Source organism: Salipaludibacillus sp. HK11, from assembly GCF_047795645.1.
Taxonomy (GTDB): Bacteria; Bacillota; Bacilli; order Bacillales; family Salisediminibacteriaceae; genus Salipaludibacillus.
On the sequence record NZ_CP181045.1, the window covers coordinates 3,534,635 to 3,557,244 of the forward strand.

General features: G+C 38.2%; 18 protein-coding genes. 10 read left to right on the forward strand and 8 right to left on the reverse strand.

Translation table 11 applies throughout. The annotated features are described in order from the left end of the window. Positions 1 to 39: 39 nt before the first annotated feature. Together ACM26V_RS16555 and ACM26V_RS16560 are read right to left on the reverse strand one after the other, a co-directional pair. Positions 40 to 714 (reverse strand): NAD(P)H-binding protein, encoded by a 675-nt coding sequence (locus tag ACM26V_RS16555; protein ID WP_416147839.1) that lies wholly within the window; start codon positions 712 to 714, stop codon positions 40 to 42. Positions 715 to 919: 205 nt separating this feature from the next. Further along, positions 920 to 3,094, reverse strand: a complete 2,175-nt coding sequence (locus ACM26V_RS16560) for an ATP-binding protein (protein WP_416147840.1) — start codon at positions 3,092 to 3,094, stop codon at positions 920 to 922. A 430-nt stretch (positions 3,095 to 3,524) separates the two neighbouring features. Here ACM26V_RS16560 and ACM26V_RS16565 point away from each other — a divergent pair, with 430 nt between their 5' ends. Further along, complete coding sequence (locus tag ACM26V_RS16565; RefSeq protein WP_416147841.1) at positions 3,525 to 3,767, forward strand: hypothetical protein; 243 nt, start codon at positions 3,525 to 3,527, stop codon at positions 3,765 to 3,767. Between the two features lie 286 nt (positions 3,768 to 4,053). Here ACM26V_RS16565 and ACM26V_RS16570 read toward each other — a convergent pair whose 3' ends face one another. Further along, positions 4,054 to 4,929, reverse strand: a complete 876-nt coding sequence (locus tag ACM26V_RS16570) for an NAD(P)-dependent oxidoreductase (protein ID WP_416147842.1) — start codon at positions 4,927 to 4,929, stop codon at positions 4,054 to 4,056. 27 nt (positions 4,930 to 4,956) lie between these two features. Further along, positions 4,957 to 5,631: a uracil-DNA glycosylase gene (locus ACM26V_RS16575; protein WP_416147843.1), complete on the reverse strand. Its 675-nt coding sequence runs from the start codon at positions 5,629 to 5,631 to the stop codon at positions 4,957 to 4,959. Positions 5,632 to 5,859: 228 nt separating this feature from the next. Between ACM26V_RS16575 and ACM26V_RS16580 the strand changes: the two genes are divergently transcribed. Next, positions 5,860 to 6,222, forward strand: a complete 363-nt coding sequence (locus tag ACM26V_RS16580; protein ID WP_416147844.1) for a response regulator — start codon at positions 5,860 to 5,862, stop codon at positions 6,220 to 6,222. A gap of 121 nt (positions 6,223 to 6,343) precedes the next feature. Here the strand turns inward: ACM26V_RS16580 and ACM26V_RS16585 are convergent, their stop codons facing one another. Next, entirely contained in the window at positions 6,344 to 7,297 is a 954-nt protein-coding gene (locus tag ACM26V_RS16585) for an aminoimidazole riboside kinase (protein WP_416147845.1), read from the reverse strand. Positions 7,298 to 7,498: 201 nt separating this feature from the next. Beyond that, complete coding sequence (locus ACM26V_RS16590; protein WP_416147846.1) at positions 7,499 to 9,499, reverse strand: methyl-accepting chemotaxis protein; 2,001 nt, start codon at positions 9,497 to 9,499, stop codon at positions 7,499 to 7,501. A gap of 341 nt (positions 9,500 to 9,840) precedes the next feature. Here ACM26V_RS16590 and ACM26V_RS16595 point away from each other — a divergent pair, with 341 nt between their 5' ends. Beyond that, positions 9,841 to 10,191, forward strand: a complete 351-nt coding sequence (locus ACM26V_RS16595) for a YojF family protein (RefSeq protein ID WP_416147847.1) — start codon at positions 9,841 to 9,843, stop codon at positions 10,189 to 10,191. A gap of 87 nt (positions 10,192 to 10,278) precedes the next feature. Beyond that, a complete protein-coding gene (gene bshB2, locus ACM26V_RS16600) occupies positions 10,279 to 10,938 on the forward strand; it encodes a bacillithiol biosynthesis deacetylase BshB2 (protein ID WP_416147849.1) in 660 nt (219 codons plus the stop codon). Positions 10,939 to 11,012: 74 nt separating this feature from the next. Here the strand turns inward: bshB2 and ACM26V_RS16605 are convergent, their stop codons facing one another. After that, on the reverse strand, positions 11,013 to 11,531 hold the full coding sequence (locus ACM26V_RS16605) for a hypothetical protein (protein WP_416147850.1): 519 nt from the start codon (positions 11,529 to 11,531) through the stop codon (positions 11,013 to 11,015). A gap of 219 nt (positions 11,532 to 11,750) precedes the next feature. Beyond that, positions 11,751 to 13,544, reverse strand: a complete 1,794-nt coding sequence (locus ACM26V_RS16610) for an LTA synthase family protein (protein WP_416147851.1) — start codon at positions 13,542 to 13,544, stop codon at positions 11,751 to 11,753. Between the two features lie 707 nt (positions 13,545 to 14,251). On the opposite strand from ACM26V_RS16610, the gene ACM26V_RS16615 reads away from it, so the two are divergent. The 6 genes from ACM26V_RS16615 to ACM26V_RS16640 all read left to right on the forward strand — a co-directional run bounded on the left by ACM26V_RS16615 (position 14,252) and on the right by ACM26V_RS16640 (position 22,240). Next, entirely contained in the window at positions 14,252 to 15,268 is a 1,017-nt protein-coding gene (locus ACM26V_RS16615) for an ABC transporter ATP-binding protein (protein ID WP_416147852.1), read from the forward strand. Next, entirely contained in the window at positions 15,261 to 16,253 is a 993-nt protein-coding gene (locus ACM26V_RS16620) for an ABC transporter ATP-binding protein (RefSeq protein ID WP_416147853.1), read from the forward strand. The genes ACM26V_RS16615 and ACM26V_RS16620 overlap by 8 nt, the downstream gene beginning before the upstream one ends. Before the next feature lie 54 nt (positions 16,254 to 16,307). Further along, positions 16,308 to 18,002 (forward strand): ABC transporter substrate-binding protein, encoded by a 1,695-nt coding sequence (locus ACM26V_RS16625; protein ID WP_416147855.1) that lies wholly within the window; start codon positions 16,308 to 16,310, stop codon positions 18,000 to 18,002. A gap of 187 nt (positions 18,003 to 18,189) precedes the next feature. After that, entirely contained in the window at positions 18,190 to 19,191 is a 1,002-nt protein-coding gene (locus ACM26V_RS16630) for an ABC transporter permease (protein ID WP_416147856.1), read from the forward strand. 17 nt (positions 19,192 to 19,208) lie between these two features. After that, a complete protein-coding gene (locus tag ACM26V_RS16635) occupies positions 19,209 to 20,129 on the forward strand; it encodes an ABC transporter permease (protein ID WP_416147857.1) in 921 nt (306 codons plus the stop codon). An 878-nt stretch (positions 20,130 to 21,007) separates the two neighbouring features. Continuing rightward, complete coding sequence (locus tag ACM26V_RS16640; protein ID WP_416147858.1) at positions 21,008 to 22,240, forward strand: aminopeptidase; 1,233 nt, start codon at positions 21,008 to 21,010, stop codon at positions 22,238 to 22,240. Positions 22,241 to 22,610: the final 370 nt, after the last annotated feature.

Here is a 22,610-nt window from a genome sequence, read left to right on the forward strand (position 1 = left end):
GAAAATTAATTCAACTGTTATAACTTTCCTTCCCTCCGCTTACGCTTTTAAAATATCCCCTAAATAATTCATTTGATCTGATTCATATATATGAAAACCATTACTATTTTGTTGAGCAACTTCGTGCATTACTGCTGCAACCGTTGAACCTTTAACAGGTTTATATTTTTCCAATCGACCTCTCATCAGGAAGGATAGTGGTTTGCTAAGCAACTCTGCAGATTTTTCTCCAGTGCGCACTTTATACCGTTCTCCAAGTAAAAGCGATGGACGAAAAATATGTAATGATGGTATTTCCAGGTTAATCAAACGTTCTTCAAGCGTGCCTTTGACGACATTATAGAAAAATCGAGAATTTCGACTCGCGCCCATCGCTGTAACAATCAGAAATCTTTCCACACCGTGCTTTACAGCCTTTTCAGCTAATTTAACCGGATACGTATAGTCGACCTTTATAAAGGCTTCTTGTGTTTTTGCTTGTTTCATCGTTGTCCCTAGTGTCACAAAGACATCATCGACGTGCTGAAAGACGTCATCAACTTCATCTAGTTCATCAAATGACACAAGATGTTCCTGAACAAGAGGATGTTTATGAAACGGGCTACTTCTTCTAGTTAAAATATGAATTTCATCATAATGTTGACTGTTTATTAGCTCTTTTACGACATGCTTACCAACGAGTCCTGTTGCTCCTGCTATCAATGCTTTTTTCAACTCGAACACCTCTTTTTCTCTCATTTTGTAATTTAAATGTACCACGGATGACCCCTAAAAGGAAAACAACACACCCCTGTACAAGGTAGCTAATTTCCCTCAACAGCTAATCTTCCGTTGCCTTACTTTCAATTCAAAAAAACAGACCTTGGCAACTAATGCCGAAGATCTGTTTTATACGTAAAATTAAAAGCAAATTTTCCTTTTATACTCTTTCCATTATTTTTACAGGAATGTAAACCGTAAATATTGTACCTTTTCCAATTTCCGAGGATACGTTAATCGCTCCGTTCATTTTCTCAATGATACGATAGCTTGTCGTTAAACCTAGTCCTGTACCGATTTTTTTTGTTGTAAAAAATGGTGTCCCTAATTTCTCCATATCCGCTTTTCCCATACCAATTCCACTGTCTTCTATTTGGACAACGAGGTTTTGCTGCTCGGATTGTCCCTCACTACCAACGATCGAAGTACGGATATTCAATTGTCCACCATCCGGCATTGCTTCGATTCCATTTTGAATCAGGTTGTTAAAAACTTGCTTTAGTTTATTCCCAATCACTTCAATTTTTGGCAACTTGCCATTAAAAAATGTTTCCAATTTTATATGGTTATTTCTCATGTGAGATTCTTTTAAAACAATAATATCGCTAAGCATTTTTTCGACATTTACTTTCGTTTTTTCTTCATCTGGACTTGGATTGGAAATATTCAACAATTCATTCATAATCTTATTGACTCTGTCTATTTCCTCAATTACTAATGGGTAATAGCGTCGATTTTCGTCATTACTTTGCTCATTAAACAATTGGATGAATCCTTTAATTGTCGTTAATGGGTTCCGAATTTCATGTGCAAAACCCGCTGACATTTCACCGGCAATCTTTAATTTTTCTGACCGAATGAGCTCTCTTTCCATCTGACGTTTCTCGGTCAAATCATAAAAGACGATCAGCATTTCACCTTTAGTCGTCTCATCTTCTACAGTCGACAAGCTCGACGCGCTTAAGTAATAGGTTCTTTCTTCTCCAACATCATTCGTGCAGTCAATTTCAAATTGGCCACATCCATCCGGATCATCCAAAAGATCAGTTAAGTCCGCACAATTAACAAATGCAGCGAATGGTTTTGAATGAGTCATGACCTCATCAATCTCCGTACCAATAACGTATTCTTTATCTCTTTGAAAGACATCTTCGCACATTCGGTTAAATAAGGTAATACGCTTCGTTTCACGATCGATGGCAAATACACCATTGTCAGTTGCCTCTAAAACCATCGTTGACTTCTTATGAGCATTCTCTCTTTGTTCAAGTTGGGTAGTCATATGGTCAAACGTCGCGTTTAAATACTCGACTTCTTCATAAGCATTCACGTACTCTCGATTTTGGTTGTCACCAGAGGCAAAACTTTTCGTCGTTTCTACAAGCTTCTGAATCGGTTGAACTAAATAATTTGATAATCGATACACTGCAAATGTCAGAAGTAAAAGTACAATTGCATAGAATATGAGATACCTTACTAGAAAGTCATTTAGTGAAGCGTAAACCTCAGATTCTTCTACCGATAAGCCTATATACCACTCATTTTCAAACCACGGGAGAGCTTCAATTTTTGAGAAAGATTGAACCTCACCTTCCACTAAATTAGCAATTTCCTCATCTAGCACAAGTTGATCTAGTGATTCTTTCGAAATATCTTCATTATCAAAGTAATTCACATTGAATATTTGATCCTGCTCGGGATGGGAAATGACATCTCCTTCATTGTTTAATAAAAAGACATCCCCACCCCAAGCTAAGCCTTTTTGCTCATACGTGTAACCTTTTAACATTTTATTCAGAGTATTCAAGTTAAAAGAAGACGAAATTACTCCTAACACATTCTGATTTGAATCGTGTATCGGTGCAGCAACTACGAGAGCCGGTTCATCTACTATCGGTGACACATAAATATCAGACATCACTGTATTTCCTTTGATTGCTTCAGCAAACCAAGGGCGTTCGCTTATGTCATGACCGACGATTTCATTCTTAGTATCACCTAGCACGACGCCTTCGTCATTCACTAGGTAAGTATCATAATAAATATCATGAATGTCTAGAAAATAATACATTTGATTTCTAATCTCTAACAATGAGCTAGATGAATCCATAATCACAGGGTTGCGTGATAAGTATTCAATATCATTTACTCTTTCTCTTAAAAAGCGAGATATTTCTGCTTCCATACTCGAACTTTGCATAGCTAAAGACCGTTCTACACGTTCAGTTAATTCCTGTTTTTGACCTGCATAACCTATAAAACCGACTGCTATCATTGGAACAAAGGCAATCAGTATAAAAAATATTAGTAGTTTTGACCTTAATGTATGAAACATTATTTGATTCCCCTTATATATATCTATCTAATTTTCTCGGTATAAATTTTGTCTATAAGTTTTGCATCTATTTTTATGTCTATCTAGTAATCTGCGTAATATCTCTGTTCTGTCGAGCATTTACGACATTTTTCGCATAAAACATACAGACTTATTATAACGATTTTTTAAACGAAATGATATAGTAATTCGCATCAAATCATCATATCTATGTTTAAATTGTTTGTAAAGAGGGAATTTGTATTGCCTTTTTATGATTGCGGCACTAACTCAGAATAATCCCCCCTTTTTTCACGTGCGGAGCACGAGCCTCCGCAGGACATGTAAATATTTCGGGCACTTAGTTAATTTTACTAAGTAAATTTTCAAAAGACTCAGCTCTTCAGTGTTCTTTTTGTTATAATTAGAGAAAGAGAGTAGGTGTTTTAATATGGCAAAAGTATATACAGGTATGTTTCATCATTCTGTAAGTGGTGTATTAGTGAAAGCTACATACGATAAGAAAATGTTATTCATGGAAATCGAGGATGAACTAACAAGTGATAATGAAGATGTTTATTTTAATACGGAGAGTTGGATAAGTGAGCACAATGAGCAACGCTTTGAGACGTGGAAATCTGCTCAGCAATATTTAAGGTCTATGGGAAATGATGTAGAATTCGATAAAAAGTAAGTTTTAAGTGGACGCTAGAACTAGCACGTTTAGGTTATAGCATAACGTTCAATCATTAGAAAAACTTGGCTTGTCGCCAAGTCCTTCATGGCGAAAGCCTTAGTTTATCTTATAATTTAATCCTTTAGCAAAGTTAGACATGCCGGGCACACGTACAAGAAAGCTTTAGAGAATTTCTCTAAAGCTTTCTTTTTATATGGCACCCCTGTTTCTTCAGGGCGCTAGTAACTGTTAGAGCGTCAATTTGTAGCGAAATCGAATTGCACCTCAACGGTTCGTTAACGATTTATCCGTTCATCATATAGTACTTATACAGCGCTTGTGTTCCTGAATCGCCTTCTCCTTCACCTGCAAGTTCTTGATACAATTTTTTTGCTACGACAAGTCCTGGTGTATTTAAGCCAATTTCTTGTGCAGATTCAATCGCGATATTCATATCTTTAATGAAATGTTTCATGTAAAAACCAGGGGCAAAGTCTGCTTTTATCATTTTAGGAGCAAGATTTGTCATTGAAAATCCTCCTGCTGCCCCCGTTGCAATTGAGGCCAACACATTTTCTTGATCGAGTCCGGCTTTTTTTGCATATGCCATAGCTTCAGCTACCCCCATCATCGTGCTTGCAATCGCAATTTGGTTAGCCATTTTCGTGAATTGACCCGCTCCCGCTTCACCTTGGCGACGGACGTTCGTCCCCATTAATTGAAAAATCGGCTCTATTTCCGTAAATGCGCCCACTTCTCCGCCAACCATTATTGTTAATTCAGCCTCCTTGGCACCAATATCGCCTCCAGAAACTGGAGCATCGAGAGCGTGGAGGCCTCGTTCTTTTGCCTCGTCAAAAATTTCGATAGCAAGACTTGGCTTCGATGTCGTCATATCTATAAGGTAAGTCCCCTGTCTTGCGCGTTCGAAAATACAATTCTTCGCTCGGTATACTTCCTCGACATCTTGAGGATAACCTACGATCGTTATTACGACGTCAACTGATCCCGCTAAATCACCCACCGTATCACACCATATGGCTCCATCTGCTATCAAATCTTCCGCTTTTTGTTTTGTACGATTGTAAACATACAGTTCGTGACCAACCTTCATTAAATGGCGGGCCATGCTTTTCCCCATTACGCCTGTGCCGATAAAACCAATCGTTTTTTTAGTCATAGTTATCTCACTCCTCTTAGTTTATCCTCACTCAGTAGGCAGCTGCCAATCCACTTCTTCGACGCCAATACTTTTCAGAAAATGATTCGCCTTTGAAAACGGTCGACTTCCAAAAAAACCTCTATGTGCTGAAAAAGGACTAGGATGAGGTGATTGAATCACGAAATGATGCCCATTTGTCACAAGTCGTCCCTTCACTTGTGCGTGCTTTCCCCACAAGATAAACACAACTGGTCTTTCCCTTTCATTTAAACGTTGAATGACTTGGTCGGTAAACGTTTCCCATCCTTTTCCTTGATGTGATTGAGGCATACTTTCCCTGACTGTCAATGCGTTGTTTAACAACAGAACCCCTTGCTCTGCCCATTTCTGTAAGTAACCATGTTCTGGAACTGCAACTCCCAAGTCAGCATGAAGCTCTTTATAAATATTTTTCAACGAAGGAGGAACCTTGACTCCCGGTTGAACAGAAAAACTCAAACCGTGAGCTTGACCAAGTCCATGGTAAGGATCTTGACCGATTATGACTACTTTTGTCATGTCATAATCGGTGCTATGTAAAGCATTGAATATATCATTCATTGGCGGATAAACGTTGTGTTCTGCGTATTCATTTTTCAAGAATTCTCGAAGTTGCAAATAATATTGCTTTTCAAATTCATCCTGCAACTGGTCTTTCCAATTGTTTTTCAACGGTATCATAAAAGCTCCCCTCTCTTTTCAATTGCTTAATCCTTCTCATACAATCCTTATATCGAACTAAATTTCTCCCGTTAATGAAAACTCCCCCTTTAATATTCTTGTCATTTATGTAATAATGATAGGGACTTTAGTTTGTATATTTAGATTGACTTTATCAAACTTTCATACTATATTTTAAAGACAAAACAAACTTACGATGAACAATCGATAAACAGGAGGATACAACAAATGGCTAAATTATTAATTACCGATGACGCTGCTTTTATGAGAATGACGTTGAAAAAAATGGTTACGGATGCAGGTTATGAAGTAGTAGCCGAGGCAGAAAACGGATTAAGGGCAGTCGAATTATTCGAAGAGCATCGTCCAGATATTGTGACAATGGACATTACTATGCCTGAAATGAATGGTATAGAAGCCCTTCAAAAAATAAAACAAATAGACCCTAAAGCAAAAGTCCTAATGTGCTCGGCTATGGGACAACAAAACATGGTGGTCGATGCTATTCAAAAAGGCGCAATTGATTTCATCGTTAAGCCATTCGATCAAAATCGAATAAAAGAAGCATTAGAAAAAGCTTTAAGTAGATAATTTTTATAAAAAAATTCCAACCTAAGTAGTGCCTAATCAGGGGCTACTTTTTTATTACCATTTTTTCACCCCGATAATATTTTTCCAAAACTTACTGAAGACGAGATTAGGGGTGGCATTCTTAAGAGTTTCTTATCTTTTGCTCCACTTCTCCCAATGTCGGTAGAGCGGTCATTGCACCTTTTGTCGCAGCAGCTAAACCGCCAGACACAGAAGCAAATCGTGCCATCTTGTCCACTTCTTCTGTTGTTAAATCAGACACTGTTTTTTCGAGTAAATGAAGTTGGTAAAGGATTCCCGACACAAAAGCATCTCCAGCTCCTGTTGTATCAACAGCTTTGACTTTCATTGCCTCTACTTTAATAGGCATTTGACCTTTTAGAAAAATATAACTTCCTTCAGATCCTAACGTGATAAAAATTAATGGAATTTTAAATTCAGTGAGTTTTTCAACGCCTTGTTCAATGTCTTTTTCTCCTGTAATAAATTCCAGCTCTTCTTCGGATATTTTCAAAACATCAGCTTCTCCAAGCATACTTCGTATTACTCTTTTAGCCTGTTCTTCACTTTCCCAAAGACCTAAACGAAGGTTTGGATCATAAGATATGACCATTCCTTTTTCTTTTGCTATTTTGACAGCTTTTTTTGTCGCCGATTTAGCAGGCTCACTAATTAAACTGATAGATCCAAAGTGAAGTAAATTATGATTGTCGAACAATACCTCGTCGACCTCATTTTCTTCTAAAAATCGGTCTGCACTTGGATCGATGTAAAACTCAAAGCTACGCTCCCCATCTTGATCAAGTGTGACAAATACGACGCCTGTCTTTGTGTCTTTGGTAAACTTCATTGATGACGTATCCACACCATAATTAGCCAATGTTTCAACTAGGAAACGACCAAGTACATCATCGCCTACCTTTCCAAGAAATGTTGATTTTGCACCAAGTCTTGCTAAGCCGACAGAGACATTTGCAGGTGCTCCTCCTGGATTTTTCTGAAAGGTTTCATTATTATCATCCAATGGTATGAAGTCAATTAGGGCTTCCCCCAAACTAATAATTCCCTGTTTCATTATAATTCCCCCTCAACATTCTATGTAAGTATTTCGTTTGATCCTTAGTCTTCTATTATACGCACTCCACCTCGAATCAACAATGATAGGCGAAAATCTCGTCATAAAGTGTTAACTTCACTCAGTTTAATAACAAAAAACAACGGATCTCAGCTTAATCAAGATCCGTTGTTCCTATCATTTTTTTATTTATTTTGTGAGCTATACTTTGAAACGATTTGTTTTCCCTTGCAGATTTGAACTTAAATCATTGAGGTGTTCTGACGTTGTTCCAACTGTTTCAATTGCTTTTGTTTGCTCAGCAGAGGAAGCAGATACTTCTTCGGCTGTAGCAGCAGCACCTTCAGCAACGTGTGCGATACTAGCCATCGTTTCTACAATCTGCTCTTTTTGATGATTAACTCCTTTTAAATCAACCGTCAAAGCCTCTAAAGAAATCGTCAGGTTTTCAATATAGTTAACAATCGAAGTAAACGATTTGTGAGTATCATCAACGGCATTTTTTTGGTCATTACTCATGAGATTCGCTTCCTTCATTGACTCTTCAACTCTTCTCGTTTCTCCTTCAACTTCTGCTAGTGAATTGCGGATTTTTTCGGTAGCATTTATCGATTGTTCAGCAAGCTTACGAACTTCATCCGCTACAACTGCAAATCCCTTCCCATGTTCACCGGCACGAGCTGCTTCAATACTTGCATTCAAGGCTAACAAGTTTGTTTGGTCAGCAAAATCGGATATGGTTCCAACTACACCACCGATATCTAATACTTTATTTGTTAATTCCTTAACCGCTCCGTCCACTTTGGAAAATACGTCACGCGTACTTGTCGTCCGGTCTTCCAACACTTTCATTTGTGTTAATCCTTGTTGATTCGCCTTCTTCATATCGACTGATAGATCATTCATTTGATTTGTCTGCTCTGATGCTTGATCTACTTGATCTGCCAACTTTTGCATTTGTTGGTTCGCTTCTTCAAGGTCTTCCGCTTGTTTCGATGCCCCTTCGGCTACTTCATTTACAGCAGAAGACATCTCATCGCTAGTCGCCAACGTTTCTTCAGAGACAGCACTAAGTTCTTCTGCCATTCCCTTGCATTCATTGGCTGATCCTTGAATAGAGGCGATCAGTTCTCGCAACTCTTTACTCATATGATTTACTGACAGACCGAGTTGACTAATTTCATCTTCCCCTCTCACATTCAAGTCAGTAGAAAAATCACCATCTGCCATTTGTTTTACTTTCACGTTCAATTTCCGAATCGGATTAGTTAATTTACTTGTGGCATAATAAGAAGTAATAAACGCAATGATTATGGCTACAATTGACACGATAATGAATGTATTTCTCGTATTAGTTAATTCTGCAAATAAGTTTTTGTCTTCATAGACAGTAACAACTTTCCACCCATATCCATCGACTTCGTTGAAATAAGCCGTCTCTCCGCCAGATTGTACCTTGCCAACGACATCTTCAGAGTTAACTATTAGAGCTAGTTGCTCGTCCTCAGATACCGCTTCGCCAACCTGAGAAGAATCCCTATGAGCAATAATGATTCCCTCCTCATCAATTAGCGCCAGCTTTCCCTGATTACTTATTTCTGTTGTCTCTAATAATGACACCATTTCATCTAATGATAAATCGATCGCTTGAACTCCGAGAATTTCGTCGTTATTATTTGCTGAAACTGATTGCGCGACTGTGATTACCAGTTCCTCCGTATCTATATCAATATAAGGAGCTGTCCAAATTACTTCTCCTAGTTCACTTATTGCGTCTTGGTACCAAGGGCGTTCTCTTGGATCAAAATCATCCGGTAGATCAACTTGTGGCGTGCTGACCATTTCTCCTTCCCCTGTACCTATATAGGTTAATTGCGCACCTGCTTCTCTATCCATAAATGACTCATAACTAGATACTAAACTGTTCCATGTTGCGTTTTGCTCTGCTACTGTATCGCTACCTTCTAAAAAATCAATTGTTCGTGGATCTTCGGCTAGCATGGAAACAGTCAACTGATATTTTTCTAAATAAGTCTGAATAAAGCGTTCAACATCTTGCACAGTGGAAGTTGCATCTTCTTCAACGGAATGTTGAATTCCATCACTTAATTGAGAATAAATAATAATTGACGTCAATAACATCGTGAAAATAATAAGTCCACTAGTGAAGATGACGAATTTTCCTTTTACTGAATTAAGCACTCCTTACACCTCTTTATCATTAAGACTTTGTTACTAATTTCACTATATTATCCACGAAAAGATTATAAATCACAATATATTTTTAAAAAGTGATTATATAGAACTATATTTTCCCTTTTTATTACATTCACGTTCACAAGCAAGAGATCATTGTTTGAGACATTTAAAAGAAATATGCGTGAAAGTAAACGAACAGGATGCCACTATAAATTGGCTTAAGCGACAATCAACAACGAATCTTGTATAATAGGCATTGTTTCTCAATCCTCACCCTGCGAATAAAGGATTGATTTTTGTTATTATTAGTTAAATAGCCAATTTATTAAAGGAGGATGTGACCTATGAAACCAATTGATCGACAACACGTTCAAGAGATGCTTTCCGAGCTTGCTGGCGAATCATTATATATTCATTTGGAAACGACAAATGGCGCTTATGCCACTCATAAAGATCAATCATTTTTCTCTGCCGGAACATTTATTAGAAATGTTCAGCTCGTATTTTTGCACGGAAAAATCACCGGTAAAGGCCCTTTCCGAATCGGATTAGAGACAGAGCAGGGTTGGCTTTATGCGGAAGGATTAACTGATTTTGAACTTGATGAGGAAAACCGACTACTTTTCGCTGGACACGATTCCTCGGGCAAGTTAGCCATTGCATTGGAATTAAGTAAAACCCCCTTCCCAAAATAGTATAAAGGAAAGGGGGGGCATGAGGCGTTGGAACTCAACAGCATTTAAACATTTTCAAAAAAATCTTAATATAAAGGAAGTGATTGGATGGAACAACATGTTCTTGTTATTTTCCCCCATCCTGACGACGAAGCATTTGGTGTGGCCGGGACAATTATATCTCACACTCAAGCTGGAACTCCTGTCACATATGCATGTTTGACGCTTGGTGAGATGGGCAGAAATATGGGGCGCCCACTCATCGCTAATCGGGAAACGCTCCCGCAAATACGAAATAACGAATTAAAAGAAGCATGCCGTCTTCTTGGCATCGAGGATTTAAGACAGTTTGGGATGCGTGATAAAACGGTCGAATTTACGGATCAGGATGCTTTACAGAGTCGGATACTTGACGTAGTGAAAGAGGTGAATCCCTCGTTAATTATTACATTCTATCCTGGATATGCGGTTCACCCCGATCACGATGCTACTGGTGCAGCAGTAATTCAGGCTGTTCAGAGCCTATCAGAAGAAGACCGTCCGACCGTCCATGCTATAGCTTTTTCTGAAGGCTGTGAAGACTTTATCGGCGAACCAGATGTTGTAGTTGACGTGTCTCCTTATTTCGAGCAGAAAATGAATGTCATTGAAGCTCATCAGACGCAAACTGCAGGTGTAGTCGAAGCGATGAAAAAACAGCTGACGGAAGAGGATGAAACCTTCCGGAAGCAAATGATGCTTGAACGATTTTGGACATATCCTCTATAATTTTGCAGGAAGTGATATGTAATTGAATCCAACAACGAAAAGACCCTTGCTTTTACTAAAGCTCGGGTCTTTTGTTATACCATTTTATTGCTTTCCATTTTATCGTACTTATACGGCAGCGATTCCCCACTCTTTTCTGTAAGCATTTGTTTCGTTCTTTCTGGTGATGAAACGTAGAATTGGAACATACGGTGTTTGTTTGGAAAACGAACAGTTAACTCAACATGATGCCCATTAAATTCATGCCTAACAATTTGTTCTGTATCTAAAATAGTTTTAATTTTATTCCAGTTCGGTGCGAACAGTACAAAATTTTCGGTAATAACAAGAAACCCTTTCCGTTCAGACCCAGGTTTCATTGCATGAACAATGAGACTACATTGTTCTCGAACTATTTTAGTTGATTTTTGTTTCGCAATTTGGAAAATGAGCCTATCATATCCGATCGTAATGAGAGCAGCAAATAAAACACTAAGAAAACTGTAAAGTACTCCCCATTGAGACAGGACGACAGGACCAAGCAAACCGAATAATAAAATGGACAATACGTAGCGAGAGTATCTACCTCCGAATGGACTTGAATGTCTGACCATCACCTACACCTCCTTAGTAAATCGATGATCTGACTTTTTATGTTGCTTTTAATTACTTTTGATTTTCCGACTATGGATAATAATAGATTAATATACCATATTTTATGAAAAAATGAAACTAACATGCCTGTTTTAACTTAATTCTCATCTTATCTCTTAGAGAGGAGGTAGATAAGGTGGAAATAGCGCTATTGAATTTGAAATTCAATAGCGCTCATTTTAGTTATTTTCAAAACGTAACAAATCTCCATAGATGATTTTATCGGAGTAGAACAATTCATTCTCTCCTCGTTCCATTGTATCTATACAATTTTCTGGGGGTAAAACTTCTCCACTTGTCGCGTCGAAACACGTTTCTTTCGTATAAATATTTTCATCAGTAATGACTGAACCATCTCTTTGAACCGCAAAATCATCTTTATCCTCAGACAGAAGGTCTCGCCCAAACATCATATGATTGTCTGCTGGCATCCCTAGAAGGTTCAATACTGTTGGCATCACATCTATTTGACCAGAAACCGTCTCAATTGTCTCTGCTTTATCCTCCATACCCGGAATATGAATAATTACCGGAACACGGTCAAGCTTTGTCGCTTCATCATCCGTCACTTCATAACCTAAATAACTAGACAACTCTTCATAATGGCTTTCTGCAATTCCGTAATGATCACCATATATGACAAACATCGTATTTTCATATAAACCAGCTTCTTTCATTTCCTCAAATAAAATGCGTATCGCTTCATCCGTGTAACGAACGGCTGGAAAGTATCTATTGACGATGTCACTTTCTGAATCAAATGGATCTATAAAATGGTCTTCTGGATCTAGCTCATACGGAAAGTGGTTCGTTAATGTCAGAAACGTTGCATAAAAGGGCTCAGGTGATTCTGTCAGTGCTTCCATTGATTGTTCAAAAAAATCAATGTCCTTCAATCCCCATCCGACAGAATTTTCATCGGTTACATCGTAGAACTCTATATCATAATACTTGTCATAACCTAATTGTTCATACATCACATCCCGATTATAGAAGGTAATGTCATTTGCATGATATGCAGAAGTTTTGTATCCTTTTTCCTGCAAGGCGCGCGGAAGTGGCGTCAGCTGATTTTCATCATGTGTGTGAAACACTGCACCTCGACCTAGTGGATATAGGGAATTATTCATCATAAATTCTGTATCCGATGTCTTTCCCTGTCCCGCCTGGTCATACAAGTTATCAAAGTAAAAACTCTCATCGATTAGCTCATTTAAAAACGGCGTAATTTCTTCTCCATTTACAGTCTCATTGATTACAAAGCTCTCCACAGATTCCATCGAGATCGTCACGACATTCATGTCTTCTGCGATTCCTGTCATTTCTGAATTAGGGTCAACTGCGTATTCATCAACATGTTCCTGAATCGTCTCCCAATCATCTTTATCCGCAAAAACAGTTTGTGAGTTCGTCGTCAAATGAAGATACGCATCGTACACGTAAAAATTATAGACTCCTAGACTTTTAATCGCATGATCACGGTTAAATGAATGTGTCCTGTGATCTGTTGTATCAATTTGTCCTGCCAAAACAATTGTTGCAACAACAACTGTGATAATCGCATACTTTGATTTAGATTGACGAAAAGGTGCTTTTTTAACAGTAAAGAAATTTGGTTTTTTTATCATCAAGTAACCAACAATGATAATGTCTACAAAGAAAAATACATCATACCATTGGATCAATTCTACGATACTCGTACTCAAATCTCCCATGTTTCCACTCATCACAAGCATAGGTAAAGTAATAATATCAGAAAACTCACGATAATAAACCGCATTGGAATATAATATGATAGTCAAAATAAGACTCACAGTAAAATAATAAGGTCGTTGATATTTCGTCTTTAAAAGTAATCCTAGACTAAAAATAACTAATAAAAATGCGAGAGGGTTAACTGCAAATACAATCGCTTCAATCACTTGATTCATTGTCAATTGGAACGTCAAACTAGAGACAATATACGTTTTCAACCATAGGATGCTTAAACAAAACAACATAAATCTGTGTTGATATAAGAATGATTTCATTTTTACCAGTCAATCCTCTCTTTTATTAAGAGTTGCTAATTAGCAACTGTCTATTTAATCTTTTCTTAGTGAAAAGCGCATAAACGATCATCATAACTAATACAAACATAAATTTAAATGGGAAAATAGTCATCTTTAGTTTATAGAATATAGCTTGTTCAACTCAATGATTATTTCATATTTACAAGGTTTTAGAGATTTAACTTATTAACCTTTACCCAATTTCTAACATAATTAAGCATATTTTAAATCACTTAGCTGATTTTTAAGCAATTCGAATTTATATACGTATGTAAACCAACTCGAATTTACTACAGTTCATCTTAATTTTATTTCTGAGGATTAGATTCTGACAATCAACAGAATATTTTATATCTAAGCAAAATCGGTTATTCACCACTTGCATATTATATATATAAATATAATGACTATTTCATTCTTCGAAATATCCAATTTTCCCTGTGAATGTTAGAAGTCTGCCGAATTAAGTTATCTTAATTTATAGAATTTTCTAAAAAGGTATTGATTTTTTTACAAATTATAGTATTCTTCTACTCAAGGATAATATTCTGAAAAGTTAGAATTATTAGTTTTTTTAAGTTGAAATGCTTCAAAAGCACCGCTACTTTCTTAAGCCTATGGAGGTCCTCATGAAAAAACCTGTTCTTGAAATAAACCAATTACAAACTCATTTCTTTACTGATCGTGGAGAAATCCCTGCTGTAGACAATGTTAGTTTCTACATAAATGGAGGAGAAGTGCTAGGCATTGTTGGTGAATCAGGCTGTGGGAAAAGCGTTACCTCCTTATCGATTATGGGCCTAGTTCCTAGTCCCCCCGGGAGAATTGTCGGAGGGAACATTTTATTTAGGCAACAGCATTCCACCGATGAAATTACAGAAGACCTCGTTAAAGTAAACTCTAAACGAATGCGACAAATTCGTGGAAATAAAATAGCAATGATATTTCAAGAACCAATGACATCTTTAGATCCACTTTTTACAATTGGTTTTCAGATAACGGAAGCTTTAAATAATCATCAACATTTATCAAAAAAAGAAGCTAGAATAAAGGCCATTGACTTGTTGAATCTTGTTGGTATTCCTAGATCAGAACAAATTGTAGATGAATATCCACATCAATTATCTGGTGGGATGCGACAACGAGTCATGATTGCGATCGCCATGTCCTGTGACCCAGAGGTGCTCGTAGCTGATGAGCCTACCACCGCTTTGGATGTGACAATTCAAGCGCAAATATTAGAATTGATGAAAAAGTTAAACCGTGAAAAAGGTACTGCCATTTTATTAATCACTCATGACCTTGGAGTAGTTTCGGAGATGTGTGATCGAGTGTGTGTCATGTACGCTGGCAAAGTTGTTGAAGAAGGCGATGTTCGGACGATTTTAAAATTACCCAAGCATCCTTATACCAGAGGACTGATTCGCTCTCTACCGAAGGTGCATGAACGAGAAGAGCGCCTCTATTCTATTCCAGGAAATGTTCCAAAGCCAGGCTCAATTAAAAACGGATGTCGATTTGCTGCACGCTGCTCCGAAGTATTTGACCGCTGTTACCAAGAGGATCCTGAACTTCTGACGTTAAGTGGGGGGCATTCGTGCCGTTGCTTCCTCTATGCAGAGGAAGGAGGTATTCAACATGTCTAAACCTTTATTAGAAGTCAAGAAATTAAAAAAATATTTTGAAATTACTGGCGGTGTTTTATCACGAAAAGTTGGTGATTTAAAAGCAGTCGATGAAGTGTCGTTCGAGGTTTATCAAGGAGAAGTGTTAGGGATTGTTGGTGAATCTGGATGTGGTAAGTCCACAACAGGCAAAGCATTGCTCCGTCTTATTGAACCAACGGATGGCGAAATTCTATTTGAAGGAAAAGATATCACAAAACTGAGTTCTGAAGAAATGCGCAAAATGCGGAGGGATATGCAAATTATTTTTCAAGACCCTTACGCTTCATTAAATCCAAGACATAAGGTCGAAAAAATCCTTGGTGAACCTTTGCTAATTCACGGGATTGGTAATAAAACGGAACGAAAACAAAAGATAAAAGAAATTCTCGAAATTGTTGGATTACGCGGAGATCAAGCTGCTAGTTACCCTCATCAATTTAGTGGTGGACAGCGACAGCGCATTGGGATCGCACGTGCGCTTATCGTGAATCCAAAACTTATTGTTTGTGATGAACCTGTTTCGGCTCTGGATGTGTCAATTCAATCACAAATTCTTAATTTAATGGAAGACCTGCAAGAAAAGTATGGTCTTACCTATATATTTATTGCCCACGATCTGAGTGTCGTGAAACATATTAGTGATCGTATTGGCGTAATGTATTTAGGAAGAATGGTTGAACTTACAAGCAATCAACAACTCTATGATGAGCCGTTGCACCCTTATACAAAATCACTACTATCGGCGATCCCGAATCCTGATCCTGACATTAAACACGAACGGGTTATTTTAGAAGGCGATGTTCCTAGTCCTTCGAATCCCCCTCTAGGATGTGCTTTTCACACAAGATGTCCTGAATGTATGGATATTTGTCGCTCTGTTAGACCTAAGTTTCAAGAGGTATCCGTTAATCACTTTGTAGCTTGTCACTTGTATGAGGGTGAGGAAACCAATTCTAACCAGTAACAGTGACAAGATTACAAATGGAAATAGTTTCATAAATTTAAAGGGGGAAACAAAATGAAAAAGAGTTTATGGTTGCTTCTTCTTTTATTAGCAATGGTTGTTGGGATTGCCGCATGTGGTGGCAACAATGACCATGTTGACGGGGAAGAAAATGAAGGAAATGAGAATAATAATATCGAAGCTAACGACAATAATGAGAATGAAGAAGAAGGGGACAACGAGACTTCTTCTGGAGACCAAACCTTGATTTTTGCAAGAGGTGGGGATTCACAAAGTCTTGATTACGCGAGTGTTACCGACGGAGAAAGTTCTCGGATCACTCTTCAAATCTATGAATCATTACTTAAGTTTAATGAAGATTCATTTGAAGTTGAGCCAAGTTTAGCACATGACTGGGACATTAGTGACGACGACCTTACATTTACTTTTTATCTAGAAGAAGGTGTTACTTTCCATGATGGCACTGACTTCAATGCAGATGCTGTCGTAACAAATTTTGATCGTTGGTCTGATCCAGATAGTGAGTTTGGCTTTGCTGATGATGGCTATGCCTACACGACTTACGGTAACCAATTCGGTGGTTTCAAAGGCGACGATAATCACATTATTGATGAAATTAATGTCATTAATGATCATGAAATCGAATTTGTATTAAAATATCCTTCTGGTGCTTTCTTACAAAATATCGCGATGAGCTACTTTGCGATGACATCGCCTGCAGCTTTAGAAGAGCACGGTCCTGCAATTAACAAAAATCCAGTTGGAACTGGACCATTCAAGTTTGTAAGCTGGGATAGGGATGACAGAATAGTATTAGATAAAAATGAGGATTACTGGATGGAAGGTTTACCGAAACTTGATCAAGTCATTTTCCAAGTGATTCCTGATAACTCCGCCCGTCTAACAGCGCTTCGGTCTGGCGAGATAGATATTATGGATGGTCTAAATCCTGATGACTATGCAATGGTCCAAGATGAACCTGGACTACAAGCTTTTGAACGTGAAACGAATAACGTTGGTTACTTGGGCTTCAATACAGATAAAGCACCTTTCGATGATCCTCTTGTTCGTCAGGCAATGAACCATGCCGTTGATAAAGAGACATTGATATCTTTACTTTATGCCGACTTAGCAGTACCTGCTAAAAATACTCTTCCACCAGCATACCTTGGCTATAATGACGATATTGAACCATATGCCTATGATCCTGAACGTGCTATAGAACTTCTAGAAGAAGCAGGATATCCAGATGGTTTCGAATTTGATTTATGGGCGATGCCTGTTGCTCGTCCCTACATGCCAGATGCTGAACGTGCCGCAGAAGTATTGCAAGCTAACTTCTCCGATATTGGTTTAGAATCAGAAATTGTTTCGATGGAATGGGCGACCTATTTAGAAGAAATACAGACTGGTGTTCAGGATGTATTTATGCTCGGTTGGTCTGGTACAAACGGTGACTCTGATTATTTCTTAGGGAACCTTCTTACTACAGCAACAATTCCGGAAAATAACCAAACCTTCTATTCTAATACCGATGTTGACGATTTATTAGAACAAGCAAGAAGTGTCGTTGATGAGGAGGAGCGTGCAGCACTTTATGAAGAAGCGCTAGCTCTTATTCATGAAGATGCTCCAATGATTAACTTGGTTCACTCTACTCCTGTTTTAGCAGGAACTGACCGTGTTCAAAACTATGTTCCTCACTTATCTACAAGTGAAGCTTTAACTAATGTTGAATTATCAGAATAAGTAAAACTCGTTAAATCACTACAATATGTATGTTGATACATCATAAAAAAAACCTGTAACGAGGCTATTTTGAAAAGAGGGCTCTCTCGCTCTCTTTTCTTTTAAAAATAAAAATTGTTGCTTGTATTTTTTCGTTTTCAAACTCGTTTATTTTTACATATGTTGATGGAAGTTAGGGGTGAACTTTATGTTTGCATATACAGTCCGAAGATTACTTATGCTTATTCCCGTTTTGCTTGGAATGTCCATTGTTACCTTTTCAATCATTCATCTTATTCCAGGAAATCCTGCCCAGGTCATCTTAGGAGATCAAGCAACCGCTACAGCCGTAGCAAATTTAGAAGAACAATTAGGCTTAAACGATCCGTTTTTTGTGCAATATTTCCAATATATGGGCAACCTTCTACAAGGTGATTTAGGTACATCACTTCGAACAAATACAGCTATTTCCTCTGAAATCTGGTCACATTTAGCTGCTACGATGGAACTTACGATTTTCGCAATGATTTTTGCAACTTTTGTAGGGGTTAACGCTGGAATTATTAGTGCCTGGAAACAAAATTCTTGGTTTGACTACTTAGCTATGGTCATTGCCCTCATTGGTGTTTCCATGCCAATCTTCTGGCTCGGACTTATGCAACAGTGGATCTTTGCACAGGAATTAGGTTGGCTTCCTGCGTTTGGCAGAGGAAATCCTCGTGATCCCATTGAATCGATAACAAACTTTAATATTCTAGATTCAATTATTAATGGTCGCACAGATCAATTGTGGACATCCTTTAAGCACCTTATCTTACCTGGTGTTGCTTTAGGTACAATTCCACTGGCCATTATTGCTAGGATGACCAGATCTAGTATGCTTGAGGTCTTGCGTTCTGACTTTATTCGTACTATTGAAGCAAAAGGTTCTCGACCTATTTCTGTTATATATCGTCATGGATTTAAAAATGCTGTCATCCCTGTCCTAACTGTCGTCGGACTTCAAACAGGTACACTCCTTGGAGGAGCAATATTGACTGAAACGATTTTCAGTTGGCCTGGAGTTGGACGTTATATTTTCGAAGCGATTGGCACTCGGGATTACCCTGTGATCCAGTCTGGCATTTTGGTCGTAGCATTTATGTTTGTACTGATTAATTTAGTTGTAGACCTGCTCTACAGTTACATCGATCCTCGAATAAAATACTAATAAAGGGGGGATAAATCATGGAAACTGTAACTCCGACACATAATAAGCCAATGCGAGGTCCTGAAGAGAACGATCCCGAAATAGGAAAAGTTGAAGTAGTGACACCTTGGAAGGAAGCATATTGGCAATTGAAAAAAAATAAATTAGCTGTAATTGGATTCTTTATTATTGCTTTCTTTATTATTGTTGCTCTCATTGCACCACTATTAACTCCGTATGCTTTCAATACAATTAATGCGGATGTTCGTCTTCAAAGTCCATCATTGGCCCACTGGTTCGGAACAGATGACCTCGGGCGTGATATTTTCACACGTATCGTGTATGGCGCAAGAATCTCCTTAATGGTTGGTTTTTTCGCGGTAACTGGTGCGCTAATATTCGGTACACTTCTAGGAATTATTTCAGGGTTTTTCGGTCGTTGGGTCGACATGCTGATCTCACGAATTTTTGATATTATGTTAGCTTTTCCTAGCATTTTATTGGCAATTGCCATCGTTGCTATCCTTGGTCCGTCATTGCAAAATGCATTAATTGCGATCGCAATAATTAACATTCCTATTTTCGGTCGCCTTGTCCGCTCAAAAGTTATCTCGATAAGGGAAGAAGAGTATATTATGGCCGCAAGAGCTCAAGGCATGAAGAATGGTAGAATTCTTTTCCATCACGTCCTCCCAAATAGTTTAGCTCCTATCATTGTTCAAGCAACACTCGGCTTTGGTGTAGCAATATTGGAGGCTGCTGCTTTAGGGTTCCTTGGACTCGGAGCCCAGGCACCAACACCTGAGTGGGGAAAAATGCTTTCCGATTCACGACAATTTATACAAAGTGCTCCATGGACCGTATTATTCCCAGGTTTATCGATTATGGTGGTCGTGCTTGGCTTTAATATGATTGGTGACGGATTGCGAGATGCACTAGATCCAAAAATGAAAAGTTAAGTTTCTTTAGGATAGTAAGGAAAAAATAGTATCATAAAAAAAATCAAACTTGAGTGATTTTTATTCAAATCAAGTTTGATTTTTTTGTTTGTGTTGTTTGGTTTTTTTCATACTTGAGATTGCATGGGGATGCCGAGTTGCTTCTTACTTGTTACCTTTCTTTCTTGATCCCAGCTCTCATGGGTCACAAGCTACTCCCTCTTGTTACCTTTCCTTCTTGATCCAAGCTTTCATGGGTCACAAGATACTTCCTCTTATTACCTTTCCTTCTTGATCCAAGCTCTCATGGGTCACAAGCTACTCCCTCTTGTTACCTTTCTTTCTTGATCCCAGCTTTCATGGGTCACAAGATACTTCCTCTTGTTACCTTTCCTTCTTGATCCAAGCTTTCATGGGTCACAAGATACTTCCTCTTGTTACCTTTCTCTCCACATCCCAGCTCTCATGGGTAACAAGCTACTTCCTCTTGTTACCTTTCTTTCCACATCCCAGCTTTCATGGGTCACAAGCTACTCCCTCTTGTTACCTTTCCTTCTTGATCCAAGCTTTCATGGGTCACAAGATACTTCCTCTTGTTACCCTTCTCTCCACATCCCAGCTCTCATGAGTCACAAGCTACTTCCTCTTGTTACCTTTCTTTCCACATCCCAGCTATCATGGGTCACAAGCTACTTCCTCTTGTTACCTTTCCTTCTTGATCCAAGCTCTCATGGGTAACAAGATACTTCCTCTTGTTACCCTTCTCTCCACATCCCAGCTCTCATGGGGTACTAAATGCCGAAACCCACTCCCCTAAAGAAATTTCGCCCCTCGAAGTTTCAAAACTCAAATAAAACTGTTAAAATAAGGAGGACATTTGAATTGAAAGGGAGATGACTATGCAAGGATTAGAACAGAAAATTGATAAATATGCAGAACTCGCCGTAAAAGTTGGTGTCAACATTCAAAAGGGGCAAACTCTCGTTATTAATTCCCCGATCAGTTCGGCAGACTTCACTCGCACCATTGCTAGAAAAGCTTATGAAGCTGGAGCAAAAAATGTTCATGTTGAATGGAACGACGACGACTTAAACCGTATTCGTTATGACATGGCCCCCCTTGATTCTTTCAAGCAATTTCCTCAATGGAAAGCAAAAGGATTTGAAGCCATGGCTGAAGATGGTGCCGCTTTTATGACGATCAAGGCGACGGATCCAGACCTTCTTAAAGGCGTGGACAGTGAAAAAATCGCTGCTGCTAATAAAGCGCAAGGGCAAGCAATGGATAAATTCCGCGGATATATTCAATCAGATAAAGTCAGTTGGCTCGTTATTTCAGCTCCAGCAAAAGCTTGGGCCGCCAAAGTATTCCCTGATGTTAAAGAAGAAGAACAAGAAGAAAAGCTTTGGGAAGCGATGTTTGAAGCTGTTCGAATTAACACAGATGACCCGATTGCTGAGTGGAAAAAACACGATCAAAATTTACAAACTAAAGCTGAATATTTAACAAATAAAGGCTATAAAAAACTTCATTATACCGCACCAGGAACGGACCTTGAAATTGAACTTCCTGAAAACCATATTTGGCTAGGCGGCGGTGGTCCAAGTCAAGATGGCGTTCACTTTATTGCTAATATGCCAACAGAAGAAGTTTTTACTGCACCGAAAGCGGACGGGGTTAACGGTACCGTTTCAAATACGAAACCATTGAACTTTGGTGGAAATACGATTGACAACTTCACGTTGACATTCAAAGATGGTAAGGTTGTTGATTTCAAAGCAGAAGAAGGCGAAGAAACACTGAAACATTTGCTAGCTACAGATGATGGAGCTAGCCGTCTCGGCGAAGTAGCTCTTGTCCCACACGGTTCACCTATTTCTCAATCAGGAATTCTTTTCTATAACACGTTATACGACGAGAACGCATCCAATCACATTGCACTTGGAAGTGCCTATTCTACATGTGTAAAAGATGGTGCACAAATGTCCTCAGAACAGTTAAAAGAAGTTGGTTTAAACACAAGTATTACACACGTAGACTTTATGATAGGGTCAGGCGAAATGAATATCGAAGGCGAACTCAAAGACGGAACGAAAGAACCTGTTTTCAAAAACGGGGAATGGGCTGTTTAAGTAATGATCGCACCTTCTCCTATTAAAACCGATTAGGTATACCTGATCGGTTTTATATTTAAAAGAATTTGAGTAGATAAAAATTTATAACTAATTGGAAATCATTGTATTTATACAATGATTTATGCAATGGAAATCTCTTTATTTTCCCAAAGATCATGAACAAGAGTTGAAGAATTCCAAAGTCAAAACCCTTACCTTTCCAATTTATACAGTTCCTCTTCAATAACACCGTCGCTAATTAACAGAACTATTCTAGCAACAAGAAAAATCGTTTTTTTAGAATAAATATTCAAATTAACTATTGATTTATTCACTGATATGAATTAAAATTATTTTTGTTGAATAATGATAAATCATTCTTCTCTTA